The sequence below is a fragment of the Nocardia sp. NPDC052316 genome (assembly GCF_044547795.1).
In the GTDB taxonomy this organism is placed as follows: Bacteria; Actinomycetota; Actinomycetes; order Mycobacteriales; family Mycobacteriaceae; genus Nocardia.
In genome coordinates this window covers 1-15,737 of the sequence record NZ_JBIUBB010000009.1, presented here as the reverse complement: position 1 = coordinate 15,737, position 15,737 = coordinate 1, and the positions used below count along the sequence as shown (strand labels likewise).

Here is a 15,737-nt window from a genome sequence, read left to right as displayed (position 1 = left end):
CCGAAACCGGCTGGTCAATGCCTGAAAGGACCACGATATGTTCCGCACCTCCGTACCTCGCCCCCTGCGCGCGCTGCCCATCGCGCTGGGAATCGCGGCGGTGGCCGGTTTCGGCGCCCTGCTGCCCGCACCGGCGTCCGCGCTGCCCTACGGGCCCTACACCTGCCAGCAAGGGTATGTCTGGCGGGACGCCTACAACGGCGACACCGTGTGCGTACGCCCCGGCGACCGGGACACCGCGCACGCCGAGAACGCTCAGGCCGCTGCCCGGCGTTCGCCGAACGGTGGCGCTTACGGTCCGGACACCTGCAAGCAAGGATTCGTCTGGCGGGAGACGCGGCCTGCCGACCACGTCTGCGTGACACCCGATCGGCGCGACCGCGCCAGGGCCCAGAACAGCGAGGGCGCACAGCATTTCGCCGACGCGTCGCAGTTGCCTGCGGGCAAGGTGCACGTGCGCACGCAGAAGCATCAGCTCGGCGGTTGGCTCTTCGTCGACAAGGCCAGCGGTCTGTCGCCGAACGCCCGCCTGGAGTTTTACGCGGCAGGAGTCAACACCAATGGTCTGCGGGCGCTCGGCAATCGACAGACCGATGGAAACGGCAATTTGCCGAGGGAAACCGCCGCGCTGGCCGATGTGCGGTGCCAGATCCCGCGGGATCGTGCGGCGACGGTGATCGTCGTCGACACTCGGACCGGGATTGCTACGTCGGCTGGCACGACCTACGCGTTCAGCTGCTGAACGCTGTTGTCCCGCAGCTGATGCGATGGCCCGCAGTTTCATACTGCGGGCCTTTCGGCGCGTGGCAGCTCATCGACGTGGCGTGGTGGGCTGCGTCGACGGTGCCGTAGTTTGCGTTGGCCGGGTAGGACTGGTTGTGACAGTGGGTGTTCGGGACGAGCTGGGAGTTGTCGAGGTAGTCGTCGGCACGGGCCGGCAGGTCACGGTCCGGCGAGTTGTCGGTGTCGTCGAGCTGCCGGATCCGACCGACTGTTTTGTCGTGGATCGTGTTGTCGTGGGCGATGTTCGGGGAGGCGTGGTGGTTGCCGACGTCGATGTGGTGGGTCGCTGGGTAGTCGACTGCGGCGGGGTCGGGCAGCGTTCCGGCTGATACGGAGCCGATGAGGTGGGTAGCGGTGAGCAGGTGGCACATGGGATCGGCCTGCCTTGAATATCGATCGTCACCTCGATCGACAGCTCCAATGGGAGTCTAGGGAATTCCGTTGTGGCCGTTGTGATCTCTGTAGTAGTCGACGGGGGCGGCTCGGTGTTCGTAGGCACCTCCGTTGTGGACGCGGCGTCCAGCGGATCGGTGGGCGTCGTGGCGTCCACCTGCTCAATAGGTGCCGCAGGGTCCACGGGCTCGATGGGCGTCGAGTCCACCGGTTCGATCGGCGTCGTGTCCAGCGGATCTGTCGAAGGTGTGGAATCCAGCGGCTCGATGGGCGGATCGATGACAAGTGGGACTTCTTCGGTTGTGTCCGAGCCGGTTTCGCCTAGATCGCTACTGTCGGTACCCAGGTCGGTCTGGGGCAGTTCGACCGATTGATCAAGCGTCGGGTCAGGCAGGGAGACGGAGAGCGCGGAATCCTCCGGCATATCCGGTCGCGCCGTGGTCTGCGCCGCCGAACCTGAAATCATCAACCCGGCGGCCAGCACCAAAGATCCAGTAATCGGACCAGACCTTCGCATCGTCCGTGCTGTCTGCCACCACTTTCCGAACATCCATCGAAGCATGGCACGGCAGGCGCCGGCCGTCGCTCCCCAGTCGATGTGGGGAATAGGCCGACCTGGTCGGCAAGTTCACATACTTTTTGTGAAAACCCGCAGATCAGATGGGGTTTTCTCTGGAATTCGTTGGCTGGGATGGCTAGGGTCTAGTACATGAGTTCGAGAGGCGAAGAACATCAGGGACGGGTCGCTGATCCGCTGCTTGGTGCTGTCGCCGATCTCCTCGAACGGCCGTTGACCGCTATGTCCGACGACAAGATCATCGAGCTGTTGCGTGATGTCGAGCAGGCCACTCGGATGTTGGTGGCCGTCGGGCATCGATTGATTGTGCAAGCCTCTGATCGAAACCTGCCCAACCAGACGGGAACCGGCACCACAAAGAAGTTTCTGATGCACACGCTGCGGCTGTCCAACGCCGAAGCGGGCGCGCGGGTTGCTGCGGCGTTGTCACTCGGGTCGTGGCATGACATGGGTGGCGAAGCCCAGGAGCCGCGCTTGCCACGCACCGCGGCCGCACAAGTTGACGGTGAGATCTCGGCTGATCATGCGCGTCAGATCGCAGCGGTGATGAAGCGCGTGCCCGGGTCGACGGCGAATGCGGAATTCGAAGCCGCAGAACAGCTTCTGGCCGACTTTGCTCGGACCGGGTCGCCCGACGACATCACCAAGGTGGGCGAGGCGATCCTCGCGTACCTGGATCCGGACGGGGAACGCACCGACGATACCGACCGGGCCCGCATGCGGGGTATCACCATCGGCCGTCAGCGTGCGGACGGGATGTCGCCGATCAAAGGTGAGATAACGCCGACGCTGCGCGCACTGCTGGATCCGGCCATGGCCAAACTTGCTCGACCCGGCATGAATAACCCCGACGATCCCGAAAGTCCGTCCGGTGCGGATGAATACGTGGATCAAGATCAACTTGCCGCCGCAGCTCGGCGCGACGCCCGTAGCGCTGCGCAACGCACCCACGACGGGTTTCTCGCGTTGCTGCGGCACTGTGTCGCACCGGAGAAGCTGGGATCGCATCGCGGACTTCCGGTTTCAACGATCTTGACGATGAACGTCGCTGATGTCGAGAGAGCCGCCGGGGTTGCGACCACCGCGACCGGAGGACTGGTTCCGATCAGCGAGGCACTGAAGCTGGCTGCGGAGTCGGAGCCGTTCCTGATGGTGTTCGACACCGACGGTTTGCCGTTACATTTAGGTCGCACCAAACGTTTGGCTTCTACCGCACAGCGATTGGCGTTGATCGCTGCCGTACGCGGCTGCTCACGTCCCGGTTGCGACGCTCCCGCGAGTGTGTGCGCCATCCACCACGTCACCGACTGGAACAAGGGCGGGCCGACCGATATCGGCAACGAGACGCTGGCCTGTGACCAGTGCCATGCGCTGGTTCATGACGGGCCGGGCGGCTGGAAAACGGTTGTTCTCGGACCGGAAACGGCGCACCCCGGCCGGGTCGGGTGGATCGGACCACCACACATCAATCCCAGTGGGCAGCCCCAAGTCAACAATCGTCACCGCCCGGGCGAACTCCTCGCCGAAGCACTCTCGCGTGTCCATGAGCGAAAACAGCAAGAGGCGAACCAAAAGGGTGAGCGGACGCAACAAGATCAGCGATTGATCGGCGCTGCGTGAGCCGCTCGGGGCTGGCGTCAGTGCGACGCCAGCCGGGACGACCGGGCCATTATGGCGGCCCGGCCGGCGGCTGCGGTTGATAGATGCCTAACCGACTACAGCACAAGCTATTTCGGCACCTTGTTCCACTACAGTCGAATATCATGCGGTGCCGTCCTAGCGGACCGCCACGACAAGCCGCACTCAATTTTGGTAGTCCTGTGGGTTCGATCCCATCGTCTTCCTCGAGCACCAGGGCTTGCCGACGGCCTGTCATGCTGTCCCTATGTCTTCGGATATGCCGTGCGATCCGGCTCTGTCGTCCATGACAGCCCTGTCATCCGATCCAGTTTTGCACGCCCGCCACACCCGTGCGGAGTACGACCGCTTGGCGCCGGTGTGGTCAGCTGCGACCGACGCGGGGCCCTTCAACGCAGGACTGGAACGACCGGCGGTCCGCGCATTGGTGCCCACCCCGTTGGTCGGCGCGGCAGTGCTCGACGCCGGCTGTGGCTCCGGCGCACAATGCGAGTGGCTGCTCGATGCCGGCGCGGAAGTGACCGGTATAGACATGAGTCCGCGGATGGTCGAAGAAGCAGAGCGCCGCTGCGCAGGGCGTGCAGGTCGCTTCTTTGTGGCTGATCTAGCCGAACCCCTTCCGGTTGAACCGGGTTCGTTCGACGGGGTCACCTGCTCGCTCACACTGCACTATCTGCGTGACTGGACGATTCCGCTGCGATCCTTCGCGTCCGCATTGCGTCCGGACGGTTGGGTCGTCATGTCCGTAGATCACCCGTTCGGGCCATCGCTACCGACTCAACAGGGCGGGTATTTCGATACCGAGCTCGTCAGCGATACCTGGTCCAAGAACGGCGTCGAAGTCACCCAACATTTCTGGCGCCGCCCGCTGTCTGCCGTCATCACAGAATTCAGCCGGGCCGGCTTTGTTGTCGACCGAGTAGCCGAACCTCAACCGAGCAGTGAAGCGCTCGAGCGCTGGCCCGACGAACTCGCTGGACTCGTCGGAGTGCCGACGTTCATCGTGTACCGCCTGCTGAAGGCTTGAACACGGCTGGGGCCAGCACATCAAAACTGTTGCGGCCTTTCAGTATCGGCGCAGATTCTGCCGATAACTCGCGAGCGCAGTTTTCGTGTTTCGCAGGTCGGCCGCCGCTTTCGCCAACTGCCCCTGCGCATGTTGGCTGTCGCGGGAGGTGCTTGCTCGATGCACCTCAGCGCGACGCTGTCGGACAAAACCTTCCAAGCGCGCCGACTCGCTTTCCAATCGCTTGATCTCGCGTTCGAGCCAGATCTTCTCGTCGGTCATATTGGCTCCTACCGTGTCGCGAGGCGTTGAGACGGTTCAGCGCCGCTGGACTCGCGTCATGCGTTCGTGTATTCACCCGAGTCTGGCAACCAGTGGGTACGGTGTCTGTCCCCTGAACATTCGACGTGTGGCAGACCGACTCTGCGGCGGTCGCGCATTGAACGAGAAGTGCGCTCGCTGTCGCGTGGACGAGGGCGGTGGGTGCAGGTAGGGTCTCCCCATTCTGATGAGGAGATCGCGATGAAAAGCATTGCCCTGCTGGCCGTTGGGATTGCGCTGGCATTGTCGGCGTGTAGTTCTACGACAAGCACGGATGCCGCGCCGACAACCGCGGCGAACGATGTGGTGCGGGGTAAGACGTGCGAGAACTACCTGCCCGTGTTGAGCAAGCTGAAGGCGGCCAGCGAGGAGTCCGCGAACAGGACGGCAGAGGACACGATCGCGCTGCTCCCCCAGTCCCCGCAATGGTCAACTCTCAGCGAAGCGGACCGCCAGTCGACCATTGCCGGAATCCGGGACGCAGCCAAGGGAAAGTGCTAGCTCCCCCGATCTGACCGCCTGGTGAGCGAAATCCGCCTTTCCGGAAGCAGTATTCGCAGGGCCGCCAGTGCACGGCGGCCACGCTCGGCATCGCTGGTATAGATGGCTGCCATCGTGGCGAGAACGATCGCGATGGATTCGCTACCGCGTCGAATGAGAGCGGCGACGGCAAGCAGTGTCAGCGGAGTGATGGACAGCAGAACCATGGGCGCAGACATGGCGTTGTTCTCCTGGCATAGCGAAGAAACAACACCAGCTGCGATAGACCCCTACAACAGTGGACGGACCGTCGGATCAGACGCCCACTCCCATAGGGGAAAACCAGGTGGCGAGGACTCCCCGAGTATCGCATCGTGCCCATCGCGAGGCAAGCCTTACAGTCGGCTACCCGCGCGATTCCTGCTCGCCGGACCCGCCTTCCGGCCCACCGTTCGTCTCGCTCGATTGCTGGGTCAACGTAGTCCACGCCAGCTGAGCAGCCCGCTGTTGCGCCTCTTTCTTACTCCGCCCGTGCGCCGGGCCGAAGATCGCCCCACCGATGTCGATCGTGGCGGCAAACCGCTGCTCGCGGGCCGCATCCTGCTGGTGCACAACATATCCCGGCACGCCGAGACCACGCGCCGAGGTGAGCTCTTGCAGGCTCGTCTTCCAGTCCGGTCCCGGCCCCGGTCCGCCGCGTCCTGCCTCTTCGATCGCCGACTCGAACAATCGGAGCACGAGCGGATAGCTGACGCCATGTCCGAACTGCATCTGCACCGCCCCGATGACCGCCTTCAGCGCACCGGCCAGAATGCCGTCTTTGTCGCGCCCGCCGGTCGCCGCCTCGCCGCGGCCGAGCCGCAGATAACGGCCGAACCCACCCGGGGTGAGACGGCGGGCCACCTCGGCAATCGCGTGCTCGTTCACGATCGCCAACCGGAGCCTGGACAGCTCGCGCTCGTGCAGGTCAGGATGCCGACGGTACAGCGACGCGACGACCGCGACGCCGACAGTCGCGCTACCTACGAACTCCAGTCGCTCGTTGTGCGGCGAGCCATGCTCGTACGCGAACGAGCGGTGCGTCAGCGCCTGATCGAGCAACTCCGCGTCCAGCGAAACACCCAGCACGGCTTCGAAATACTCCCCCTTGGCCATGCGCGGCAACTCGCGCACCGCGAACCACCTCCGATCAGCGAGTCGAGGCCCCGCCTTCGCGGCCGTGTTCACGACGGTGCAGCGCAAGCTGGATTTCCAGTAGTAGCCGGTCGGCAGGGTCGGTGAGGTCGATGCGAAGTATCTCCTCGACGCGACGGATGCGGTACCGCAACGTGTTCGGATGGACTTGGAGTGCGGTGGCGGCATTGCGGACGTCGCCGTGTTCGCGCAGGTAGATGTCGACGCTTTCGCGCAGACTCGCGGAATGCTTGCGGTCGTATTCGGAGAGGGTGCGCAGGCGGGGGTCGTGCAGTTCGGAGCGGTTGCCGACCAGATCGAGAATTTCACCGAGCAGTACAGCGGTCCGAGATTCGGCGAGGGTGGTGACTCGTCCGCGCGGGTAGGTAGCGATGGTGCTGTCGAGGACTCGGTCGACCTCCCGCCTGGCCCCGGCGACGCCGCTCAGGTCGGGTACCGGGCACGCGATGGCCGCGCGAAGCGCCAGGCCGCGTTTGGATTCGAGTTGCTCGACGAGCTGGCGCGTCCAAGCCGTAACGGCCTGCGCGGCTTTGTAACTGGGCAACAGCACATAAACGCGGTCGCCGAGACTGGCCGTCACCGAGTCGTTGCGAAATGAGCTGGCGCGCAGGCGAAGCATGCTGCCCAGCGCGGAAGGTTCGGTGGCCGGAGCGCTTTCGGTGGCGGTGAGCGCGAAGCCGACCACGGCGGCAGGCCCGGTCATCGGCAGGTTCAGCGCACTCGCCACGGACGCGACATCGACGGACCCACCCTCACCGAAAAGTCGCTGCACCAGCAACGCTTCAGTGGACGGCGCGTCGAGACTGCGCGAAATGAGGCGGCCCGCGATGGCCGAGGCGCCACGCAGAATCTCCGCCGCGTCCGGCTTGAACGGCCGAGCGCCCTGCTGCAGCCAGATGGTGCCGAGCACCCGCGGCGCCCGCGCGGCACCGTCGGCGGGGTGCCGGATGCTCACCGCGAGCCTGCGCTTGATGTTCAACTCCTCGTGCTCCGGCACGTCGATGACCTCGTCGGTCCGGCGCAGCCGGTCGAACACTCCCCACTTGCGCAGGACCGCCAAGTATTCGCGTGGCCCCTCTCTACCCAGGATCGACATCACCCGCATTTGATCGGCCGCTTCGTCGGAGGCCGAGTACGCCAGCACATGGGACTGCGGGTCTTCGATCGACACCATGCCACCCGCGTTCTGCGCAACGATCTGCGCCAAACCGAACAGGTCGATGTCCGCGGCAACAAGCTCACTATCAACAGCCACGTCTACGCCTTTCGGCCAACTCGACAACACACTCATCCCATCTTTGTCCTTTCGGCCCATTTCCCGGGCACTTTTCCGGTGTTGACTTCGGCTGACCTCACAAATGCCACATCCAGCAGGAGGAACCATGGACGCCATCGTGTCCACACCGCGGCCGGCGAACGAGCCGGTCGGCAGCTTCGCCCCCGGTAGTGCGGAACGTACACGGTTGCAGGCGAAACTGGCCGAACTGGGCGCGACCCAGACCGAGGTGCACCACGTCATCGGCGGTGAGCACCGGCGCAGTTCCGGCAAGACGATCAATGTTGTGCAGCCGCACAAGCACGCCGCGGTGCTCGGCACCCTCACCACCGCGAAGCCCAGCGACGTCGAGGACGCGATCACCGCGGCCACCGCCGCGGCACCTGCCTGGCGCGCCCTGTCGTTCGAGGACCGGGCCGCGGTGTTCCTGCGCGCCGCGGATCTGCTGGCCGGACCGTGGCGCGAAACCATCGCCGCCGCAACGATGCTCGGCCAGTCCAAGACGGCGTACCAGGCCGAGATCGACAGCCCGTGCGAGCTCGTCGACTTCTGGCGCTTCAACGTGCATTTCGCACGTCAGATCCTCGCCGACCAGCCGATCTCCTCCCCCGGCGTATGGAACAAGGTCGAGTACCGCCCGTTGGACGGCTTCGTCTACGCGATCACCCCGTTCAACTTCACCGCCATCGCCGGCAACCTGCCGACCGCGCCCGCCCTGATGGGCAACACCGTGATCTGGAAGCCCGCGATGACCCAGTCGGTCGCGGCGTACTGGACGATGCAGTTGCTCGAGGCCGCCGGCCTGCCGCCCGGCGTGATCAACCTGGTGAACGGTGCGGGTCCGAAGGTCTCGGACGTGGCCCTGGCGGACCGTCGTCTGGCCGGCATCCACTTCACCGGCTCCACCGCGACGTTCCAGCACCTGTGGCGCTCGGTCGCCGCGAACATCGCCGACTACAACGCCTACCCGCGCTTGGTCGGCGAGACCGGCGGCAAGGACTTCGTCGTCGCGCACAGCTCCGCCGATCCCGACGTGCTGACCACCGCCCTGATCCGCGGTGCGTTCGACTACCAGGGCCAGAAGTGCTCGGCCGCCTCGCGCGCGTTCATTCCCAAGTCGGTGTGGGCCAAGATGGGCCGCGATTTCCTCGACAAGGTCGCCATCCTGAGTTACGGCGACGTCACCGATTTCAGCCACTACGGCGGTGCGCTGATCGACAAGCGCGCCTTCGACAAGAACGCCGAGGCCATCGCCCGCGCGAAAGCCACGCCGGGTCTGTCGATCGCCGCGGGCGGGCACGCCGACGATTCGGTCGGCTACTTCGTCGACCCGACCGTCCTGCTCGGCGAGGACCCCACCGACGAGGCATTCCACACCGAGTACTTCGGCCCGATCCTGTCCGTGCACGTCTACGACGACTCGGTCCGCGGCTCCTTCGAGCAGACCCTCGATCTGGTCGACAAGGGCTCGCCCTACGCCCTGACGGGTGCGATCATCGCCGACGACCGCGCGGCGATCGCCACCGCGACCGAGGGCTTGCGCTTCGCCGCGGGCAACTTCTACATCAACGACAAGCCCACCGGCGCGGTCGTCGGGCAGCAGCCGTTCGGCGGGTCGCGCGCCTCCGGCACCAACGACAAGGCAGGCTCGGCGCAGAACCTGCTGCGCTGGACCTCCGCCCGCACCATCAAGGAAACGTTCGTCCCGGCCACCGATCACCGTTACCCGCACCAGGAGCTCTGATGGCCTTCTCCGCTTTGCTGCGGCCCGCCATGCTGGCCGCGTCCCGTTCGCCGCGCATGGAGCGCACCATCACCAGGATGCCGACCACCAAGAAGCTGGTCGACCGGTTCGTCGCGGGCGACTCCGCGGATCAGGCGGTGGCCGCGGTCGAGACCCTGCTCGGCTCCGGCCGCTACGTCACCATCGACTATCTCGGTGAGGACACCACCGAGATCGAGCAGGCCCGCACCACGGTCACGCACTACCTGCACATGCTGTCCGCGCTGGCTCGGCTCGATGTCAGCGCGGACACGGAGTCGGTTCGGCCGCTGGAGGTTTCGCTCAAGCTGTCGGCGCTCGGCCAGTCCCTGCCGCGCGACGGGCACGCGATCGCGCTGGAGCACGCCCACCGGATCTGCGCGGCGGCGCAGGAGGCGGGCGTCTGGGTCAACATCGACGCCGAGGACCACACGACCACCGATTCCACCCTGGGCATCGTGGGTGAATTGCGTGCCGACTTCCCCACTCTCGGCACGGTCCTGCAGGCCTACCTGCGCCGTACCGAGGGTGACTGCCGCGACCTGTCGGGCCCCGGCTCCCGGATCCGGCTGTGCAAGGGCGCCTACAAGGAACCGGCCTCTGTCGCGTTCCAAAGCCGGGCCGACGTCGACGAGTCCTATCTGCGCTGCCTACGGCTGCTGATGCTCGGCGACGGCTACCCGATGGTCGCCACGCACGATCCGGCACTCATCGAGGCCGCACACAACTGTGTCGAGACAACGCATCGCAAACCCGACGAGTTCGAGTTCCAGATGCTGTACGGCATCCGCGACGCCGAGCAGCGCAAGCTGGTCGACGAGGGGAACCATCTGCGCGTCTACGTGCCCTACGGCGACCAGTGGTACGGCTATTTCATGCGCAGGCTGGCCGAGCGTCCGGCGAATGTCGCGTTCTTCCTGCGCTCGTTGAAACCCGGTAGCCAGCACTGACGGGGGGCGCGGTCGCCCCGCGCCCGTCCGGTTGGCCAACCACGCTGAACAATATTTGGCCAACTCGCCGATCACAGTCGCGCTGTGGTCGTATTTAGTAACCACAGCTCGAAGTGTGATCTGCGTTACGCATCGTCGCGGAGCGCGGAGGACGAAAGGAAGCACATGTCCATTGCGGAGTTGCGCAGCCAAATGCTGCGCCGCAAACCCATGGGGCAGATCGATGACGACAGCCCTGCCGATGAGCAGTTGGCCCGGTCGCTCGGCCTGTGGCAGCTCACGGCGATCGGCGTCGGCGGCATCATCGGCGCGGGTATCTTCACCCTCGCCGGCGCGGTCGCCAACTCCGTCACCGGTCCCTCGGTGCTGATCTCGTTCCTGATCGCCGGCGTCGCCAGCGCCGCCGCCGCGCTCTGTTACGCCGAGTTCGCCGGCATGGTGCCGAAGGCGGGTTCCGCCTACACCTACGGCTACGTGTCGCTGGGCGAGCTCGCGGGCTGGTTCATCGGCTGGGACCTGTTGCTGGAGTACATCGCCGTGGCGGCGGTCGTCGCCATCGGCGTATCCGGCTACTTCAAGTTCCTGCTCGAGCAGGTGAACATCGATCTGCCCAGCTGGATGCTGGGTGCGAGCGGCACCGGCGACGGCCATGTGGTCGACGTGTTCGCAATGCTGTTCTGCCTCGGTACCGCGTGGGTGCTCTCGCGCGGCATCCGCAGCGTCGGCCGTTTCGAATCCGTCGCGGTGGCCATCAAGGTCGCTCTGGTCGTGCTGATCATCGTGCTCGGTGTCTTCCACATCGACAGCTCGAACTACACCCCGTACTTCCCGTTCGGCGGCGCCGCGGTGTGGACCGGCGCGGCCACCGTGTTCTTCGCCGTGTTCGGCTACGACGCGATGAGCACGGCCGCCGAGGAGTCGACCGACGGCAAGAAGCACCTGCCGAAGGCCATCCTCTACTCACTCGCCATCGCGATGGTGCTGTATGTCCTGGCCACGCTGGTGCTCACCGGCATGCAGAAGTACACCGAGATCAGCCCGACAAGCGGTTTCTCCACCGCGTTCGAATCGGTCGGCATGCCGGGTATCGCGAACATCATCGCGATCGGCGCCATCGTCGGCATCGTCACCGTGGTGCTCACCTTCATGCTCGGCGTCACCCGCGTCTGGTACGCGATGAGCCGGGACGGGCTGCTGCCCGAATGGTTCGCCAAGACGCATCCGGTGCGCAAGGTGCCGACCAGGGTGACCTGGATCGTCGGCATCGGCGCCGCCGTGATGGCGGGTCTGCTGGATATCACCGTGGTCGCCGAGCTCACCAACATCGGCATCCTGATGGCCTTCATCGTCGTCTCGATCGCCGTGATCGTGCTGCGGCGCACCAGGCCCGATGAGCCGCGCGAGTTCAAGCTGCCGTTCATGCCGGTGGTCCCGCTGATCGGCATCGGCTTCTCGCTGTACCTGATCTGGTCGCTGCCGTGGGAGACCTGGGCGCGGTTCGCGGTCTGGCTGATCGTCGGGCTCGTCGTGTACTTCGCCTACTCGCGCACGCACTCCAAGCTGGAGCGCAGGGGTTCGGCGGAGACAGCCGAGGTGATCTGAAGGAACTCCGAGGGGCACTGACGCCAGCTCCTCGGACCGGTTGGGTGGGTGGGCCGTATGGCCACCCACCCAGCTTTGTTCTCGGCGACGTACCGGATGGAGGAGAGGTCGCGTGGGTTCTCAACGAATTCTCGTCACCGGCGCGGGTGGCGGTATCGGCACGCTGCTGCGTTCGCGCCTACGTCGCCCGGATCGCATACTGCGCCTCTTGGATTTGACCGAACTCCCCACTCCCGCACCGGAAGAACGCGTCGAGATCGTCACGGGGTCGCTCACCGACGCTGACACCATGGCCGACGCCTGCCGGGACGTGGACGCGATCATCCATCTCGGCGGGATCAGCCGCGAGGACAGCTGGGCACGGGTGCTCGCGGTAAATATCGATGGCACGCATACCGTTCTGGAAGCCGCACGACAAGCGGGTATCTCACGCATCGTGCTGGCCTCCAGCAATCACGCGGTGGGCTACCGGCTAATCGGCGAGGCGGGCCCGGACGGCATTGCCGGCGAGGCACCGCCGCGGCCGGACACCTATTACGGGTTCAGCAAGGCGGCGATCGAAGCGCTTGGCAGCCTTTATCACTCGCGGTTCGGGATGGATGTGCTGTGTATCCGCATCGGGTCGTGCTTCGAGCGGCCGCATGATGTCCGCGGACTGTCGCTGTGGCTGTCCCCCGACGACGGCGCCCGATTGTACGAGGCGTGCCTGAGCGCGAAAAGCCCTGGCTTCCGGGTGTTGTGGGGCGTGTCGAAGAATACGCGCGCGGTCGTCTCGTTACGCGAGGCCGAGGAGCTCGGCTACCGCAGTCTCGACGACGCCGAGAAGTTCGCTCCGGAGATTCTCGCCGCGGTGGCGGCCGTACCGGAGCATATCGGCGGGGCTTTCCTGGAAACCCCACTCGGTCTACCGAACCCACTCTGACCTGGCTTTCTATGCGAGTCCAGGTGCCTGATCCGAAATCTCACGGACCCAGTTCGCCGAAACACTGAACTCTTTGTGATTCGCATCCGTATTGATTGCGAAATGGTCATACGGCTATCTACTGTCGGGGCTGCGGCACGACGGCTCGGGTCGTGCTGGTCACGCGGTGCCGCGTGACCGAGAGGAGCGGTCGCAGATGGATCTCCGGGACGTCGTATCCGCAGGTGTGCTCGAACAGCGCGCGCTGCTGGAGCAGGGCGCACTGTCCACACACGAACTCGTCGCCGCCACGCTGGACGCCATCGACGCGGCCGCCGACCTGAATGCTTTCACCCGTGTACGCCACGAACAGGCTCGCGCCGAGGCGATCGAGCGGGACCGGGAGCGTGCCGCGGGCGCCGTCGGCCCACTGCACGGCATACCTATCGCGATCAAGGACGAGATCGACGTCGCGGGCGCGGTGACCTCCTTCGGCACCCGGGCCAACTCGACCCCCGTGCAGGCCGATGCCGAGGTGGTGCGCCGGTTGCGGGCCGCGGGCGCCGTCATCGTCGGTAAGACGGCCATGCCCGAGTTCGGGCAGTGGCCGTTCACCGAGTCGAGCACGTACGGCGTGACCCGCAATCCGTGGGATAGAACCCGGACCACCGGCGGCTCAAGCGGTGGCTCCGCCGCGGCGGTCGCGGCGGGCCTGGTACCGGTGGCGATCGGCAGTGACGGCGGCGGCTCCATCCGCATCCCGTCGGCCTGCTGTGGACTGTTCGGCCTCAAACCACAACGCGGGCGGGTGCCAATCGCGCCCTTCGAGCATCTCTGGTGGGCGCTGGGTGTGACCGGTCCCTTGACCAGAGGCGTGCTCGACTCCGCCATCGTCTACGACGTGATTCGCGGCAACACTCCCGGCGACCGGTTCACCGCGCCGGACCCGGTGATGTCGTTCGAGCAGGCCGCGCGGCAACCGACCACGGGTCTGCGGATCGGCTACAGCACGAAATCGCCTTCCCCTCTGACGAAGCCGCACCCGGAGCATGTCCGCGCGGTACTCGATACCGCGAAACTCCTTGCCGATCTCGGTCATTCCGTCTTCGAGGTGGATCCGCACTACCCCGAGTTCCTGCACGCCTTCTACCCGCAGTTCTTCGGCGGGGTCCGTGCCGAGGCCGACCATGTCGAGCATCCGGAGCTGCTCGAACGCCGCACCCGTCAGACCGTCGCACTGGGCGCCTGGGCTCGGCGGCCCGTCGTGGAGTGGGCGATCCGGCAGGGAGAAGCCGTGGCGCACAAGGTCGATCGCGTCTTCGCCGATAGTGACCTGCTGCTCACCCCCACCCTGGCAGGCCGCCCGCCGGGCATCGGCGTGCTCGACGGCGTGAATTCGGTTCGCGCGCAACTCCGGTCCATCTCGATGGTGGCCTACACCGCGCTGTGGAACGTGACGGGTCACCCAGCAGCGTCCCTGCCCGCCGGAGTGGGCACGGACGGTGTGCCGCTCGCGGTTCAGCTCATCGGCCCGAGCAACGGCGAAACGACCATCCTCACCGTCGCCGCTCAGCTCGAACAGGCTCGGCCACATCCGCGTCCGCTGGGCTGAAACACGGTTCGGCGGCTATGGTGGCCGATGTGACCGAATTGGGCGATATCGCACTACCTTTCGTGGAGTTCGCACACAGCATCGTCTGGTGCACCGTGTCCACGACCGATCCGGCCGGGCGCCCGCGCAGTCGCGTCCTCCATCCGATCTGGGAGTGGGACGGCCAAGAGCTGACGGGCTGGATCTTCACCGGTCAGACCCCAGCCAAGCTGGCCCACCTCGCGCACAGCCCGTATGTGTCGTGCAACTACTGGGTGCCGACGCACGACACCTGCCTGGCGGAGTGCGCCGCCGAATGGGTCGGCGACCTCGAGACGAAGACCAGATTGTGGGAGCTCTTCCGCAGCACACCGCCACCGCTCGGCTACGACCCCGGCGGCATCGGCGTACCCGGTTGGCATGGACCGGAGTCACCCGGTGTCAGCCTGTTGCGCTTACGCCCGTGGCGACTGCGCGTGCTGTCCGGAAAAGACTTCTTCAACGGCCTCCCCGCCACCTCGTGGCGCGCGTGAGCACAGTAACATTTCAGATTTATCGAAGATAATTCGAGACTAAGGCAGGATTTACGAACAAGATTCTGTACCGTCGAGGAATGCGGAAGAATGATTCACCCGGCGGCTCGACTGCACCCGCACCGCCGATCCACCCGCCGGCCGGTGTTCCGATCGATGATATCGACCGGATCCTGCTCGACCAGCTCGCGCGCGACGGCCGGATGACGAACAACGCGCTCGCCGCCGCGGCGGGCATCGCCCCGTCCACCTGCCTCGGCCGCGTGCGCGCCCTGGTGGAGCGCGGCGTCATTCGCGGGTTCCACGCCGACATAGATCCGGCCGCACTCGGCCGCAGCCTGCAGGCCATGATCGCGGTGCGACTGCGCGCCAGCGCCCGCCAGCATCTGGCCCAATTCGGCGAGCAGATGTCGGAGTTCGAGGAGGTGCTCAATGTGTACTTCATCGCGGGCGCTGACGACTATCTGATCCACGTCGCCACCTCGCACACCGACGAGCTGCGCCGGTTCGTGCTGAACAACCTGAGCGAGCATCCGGCGGTCGCGTCCACCGAGACGATCTTGATCTTCGAGCACATGCGCCCGCGGACGAACACCACGACATGACAGGGGCGGGGGGCCCCCCCCGCGGCCCCCCCCCCCCCCCCCGGTTGTCAACAACCCAGTGTTGGGCGGGGACAAGGGGGGGGGCGCCCCCCGCGGCGCCCCGCCCCACACCCCAAAAAAAGACA

At 65.8% G+C, this 15,737-nt stretch carries 15 protein-coding genes; 11 read left to right on the top strand and 4 right to left on the bottom strand.

What is annotated here, in order from left to right; translation table 11 throughout:
• Window positions 1-37 precede the first annotated feature (37 nt).
• Window positions 38-742, top strand: a complete 705-nt coding sequence (locus tag ACIHA7_RS36155; RefSeq protein WP_397296001.1) for a hypothetical protein — start codon at window positions 38-40, stop codon at window positions 740-742.
• Here ACIHA7_RS36155 and ACIHA7_RS36150 read toward each other — a convergent pair.
• Window positions 732-1,154 (bottom strand): hypothetical protein, encoded by a 423-nt coding sequence (locus tag ACIHA7_RS36150; RefSeq protein ID WP_397296000.1) that lies wholly within the window; start codon window positions 1,152-1,154, stop codon window positions 732-734. The genes ACIHA7_RS36155 and ACIHA7_RS36150 overlap by 11 nt on opposite strands.
• A gap of 731 nt (window positions 1,155-1,885) precedes the next feature.
• Between ACIHA7_RS36150 and ACIHA7_RS36145 the strand changes: the two genes are divergently transcribed.
• Together ACIHA7_RS36145 and ACIHA7_RS36140 are read left to right on the top strand one after the other, a co-directional pair.
• Window positions 1,886-3,373, top strand: a complete 1,488-nt coding sequence (locus tag ACIHA7_RS36145) for a DUF222 domain-containing protein (protein WP_397295998.1) — start codon at window positions 1,886-1,888, stop codon at window positions 3,371-3,373.
• 376 nt (window positions 3,374-3,749) lie between these two features.
• Window positions 3,750-4,418 (top strand): class I SAM-dependent methyltransferase, encoded by a 669-nt coding sequence (locus ACIHA7_RS36140; protein WP_397296335.1) that lies wholly within the window; start codon window positions 3,750-3,752, stop codon window positions 4,416-4,418.
• 39 nt (window positions 4,419-4,457) lie between these two features.
• Here the strand turns inward: ACIHA7_RS36140 and ACIHA7_RS36135 are convergent, their stop codons facing one another.
• Window positions 4,458-4,679, bottom strand: coding sequence for a hypothetical protein (locus ACIHA7_RS36135; RefSeq protein ID WP_397295997.1), 222 nt, complete (start codon window positions 4,677-4,679; stop codon window positions 4,458-4,460).
• Window positions 4,680-4,919: 240 nt separating this feature from the next.
• Between ACIHA7_RS36135 and ACIHA7_RS36130 the strand changes: the two genes are divergently transcribed.
• On the top strand, window positions 4,920-5,219 hold the full coding sequence (locus tag ACIHA7_RS36130) for a hypothetical protein (protein WP_397295995.1): 300 nt from the start codon (window positions 4,920-4,922) through the stop codon (window positions 5,217-5,219).
• A gap of 384 nt (window positions 5,220-5,603) precedes the next feature.
• On the opposite strand, the gene ACIHA7_RS36125 is transcribed toward ACIHA7_RS36130, so the two are convergent.
• Entirely contained in the window at window positions 5,604-6,371 is a 768-nt protein-coding gene (locus tag ACIHA7_RS36125; protein WP_397295994.1) for a ribonuclease III family protein, read from the bottom strand.
• Between the two features lie 16 nt (window positions 6,372-6,387).
• Complete coding sequence (locus ACIHA7_RS36120) at window positions 6,388-7,647, bottom strand: PucR family transcriptional regulator (RefSeq protein WP_397295992.1); 1,260 nt, start codon at window positions 7,645-7,647, stop codon at window positions 6,388-6,390.
• A gap of 127 nt (window positions 7,648-7,774) precedes the next feature.
• Between ACIHA7_RS36120 and pruA the strand changes: the two genes are divergently transcribed.
• The 7 genes from pruA to ACIHA7_RS36085 all read left to right on the top strand — a co-directional run bounded on the left by pruA (window position 7,775) and on the right by ACIHA7_RS36085 (window position 15,612).
• Entirely contained in the window at window positions 7,775-9,412 is a 1,638-nt protein-coding gene (gene pruA / locus ACIHA7_RS36115) for an L-glutamate gamma-semialdehyde dehydrogenase (protein WP_397295991.1), read from the top strand.
• Window positions 9,412-10,380, top strand: a complete 969-nt coding sequence (locus ACIHA7_RS36110; RefSeq protein ID WP_397295989.1) for a proline dehydrogenase family protein — start codon at window positions 9,412-9,414, stop codon at window positions 10,378-10,380. Before pruA ends, ACIHA7_RS36110 begins: the two co-directional genes overlap by 1 nt.
• Before the next feature lie 165 nt (window positions 10,381-10,545).
• A complete protein-coding gene (locus ACIHA7_RS36105; RefSeq protein WP_397295988.1) occupies window positions 10,546-11,982 on the top strand; it encodes an amino acid permease in 1,437 nt (478 codons plus the stop codon).
• Window positions 11,983-12,094: 112 nt separating this feature from the next.
• Entirely contained in the window at window positions 12,095-12,904 is an 810-nt protein-coding gene (locus tag ACIHA7_RS36100) for an NAD-dependent epimerase/dehydratase family protein (RefSeq protein WP_397295987.1), read from the top strand.
• A 196-nt stretch (window positions 12,905-13,100) separates the two neighbouring features.
• Window positions 13,101-14,495: an amidase gene (locus tag ACIHA7_RS36095; protein WP_397295985.1), complete on the top strand. Its 1,395-nt coding sequence runs from the start codon at window positions 13,101-13,103 to the stop codon at window positions 14,493-14,495.
• Between the two features lie 29 nt (window positions 14,496-14,524).
• Entirely contained in the window at window positions 14,525-15,007 is a 483-nt protein-coding gene (locus ACIHA7_RS36090) for a pyridoxamine 5'-phosphate oxidase family protein (RefSeq protein ID WP_397295983.1), read from the top strand.
• Window positions 15,008-15,087: 80 nt separating this feature from the next.
• Window positions 15,088-15,612 (top strand): Lrp/AsnC family transcriptional regulator, encoded by a 525-nt coding sequence (locus ACIHA7_RS36085; RefSeq protein WP_397295981.1) that lies wholly within the window; start codon window positions 15,088-15,090, stop codon window positions 15,610-15,612.
• Window positions 15,613-15,737 lie beyond the last annotated feature (125 nt).

Coding starts and splice junctions, on each gene's coding strand:
- pruA (WP_397295991.1), top strand. CDS start 7,775: ATGGACGCCATCGTGTCCACACCGCGGCCGGCGAACGAGCCGGTCGGC.
- ACIHA7_RS36105 (WP_397295988.1), top strand. CDS start 10,546: ATGTCCATTGCGGAGTTGCGCAGCCAAATGCTGCGCCGCAAACCCATG.
- ACIHA7_RS36110 (WP_397295989.1), top strand. CDS start 9,412: ATGGCCTTCTCCGCTTTGCTGCGGCCCGCCATGCTGGCCGCGTCCCGT.
- ACIHA7_RS36150 (WP_397296000.1), bottom strand. CDS start 1,154: ATGTGCCACCTGCTCACCGCTACCCACCTCATCGGCTCCGTATCAGCC.
- ACIHA7_RS36135 (WP_397295997.1), bottom strand. CDS start 4,679: ATGACCGACGAGAAGATCTGGCTCGAACGCGAGATCAAGCGATTGGAA.
- ACIHA7_RS36155 (WP_397296001.1), top strand. CDS start 38: ATGTTCCGCACCTCCGTACCTCGCCCCCTGCGCGCGCTGCCCATCGCG.
- ACIHA7_RS36095 (WP_397295985.1), top strand. CDS start 13,101: ATGGATCTCCGGGACGTCGTATCCGCAGGTGTGCTCGAACAGCGCGCG.
- ACIHA7_RS36145 (WP_397295998.1), top strand. CDS start 1,886: ATGAGTTCGAGAGGCGAAGAACATCAGGGACGGGTCGCTGATCCGCTG.
- ACIHA7_RS36085 (WP_397295981.1), top strand. CDS start 15,088: ATGCGGAAGAATGATTCACCCGGCGGCTCGACTGCACCCGCACCGCCG.
- ACIHA7_RS36130 (WP_397295995.1), top strand. CDS start 4,920: ATGAAAAGCATTGCCCTGCTGGCCGTTGGGATTGCGCTGGCATTGTCG.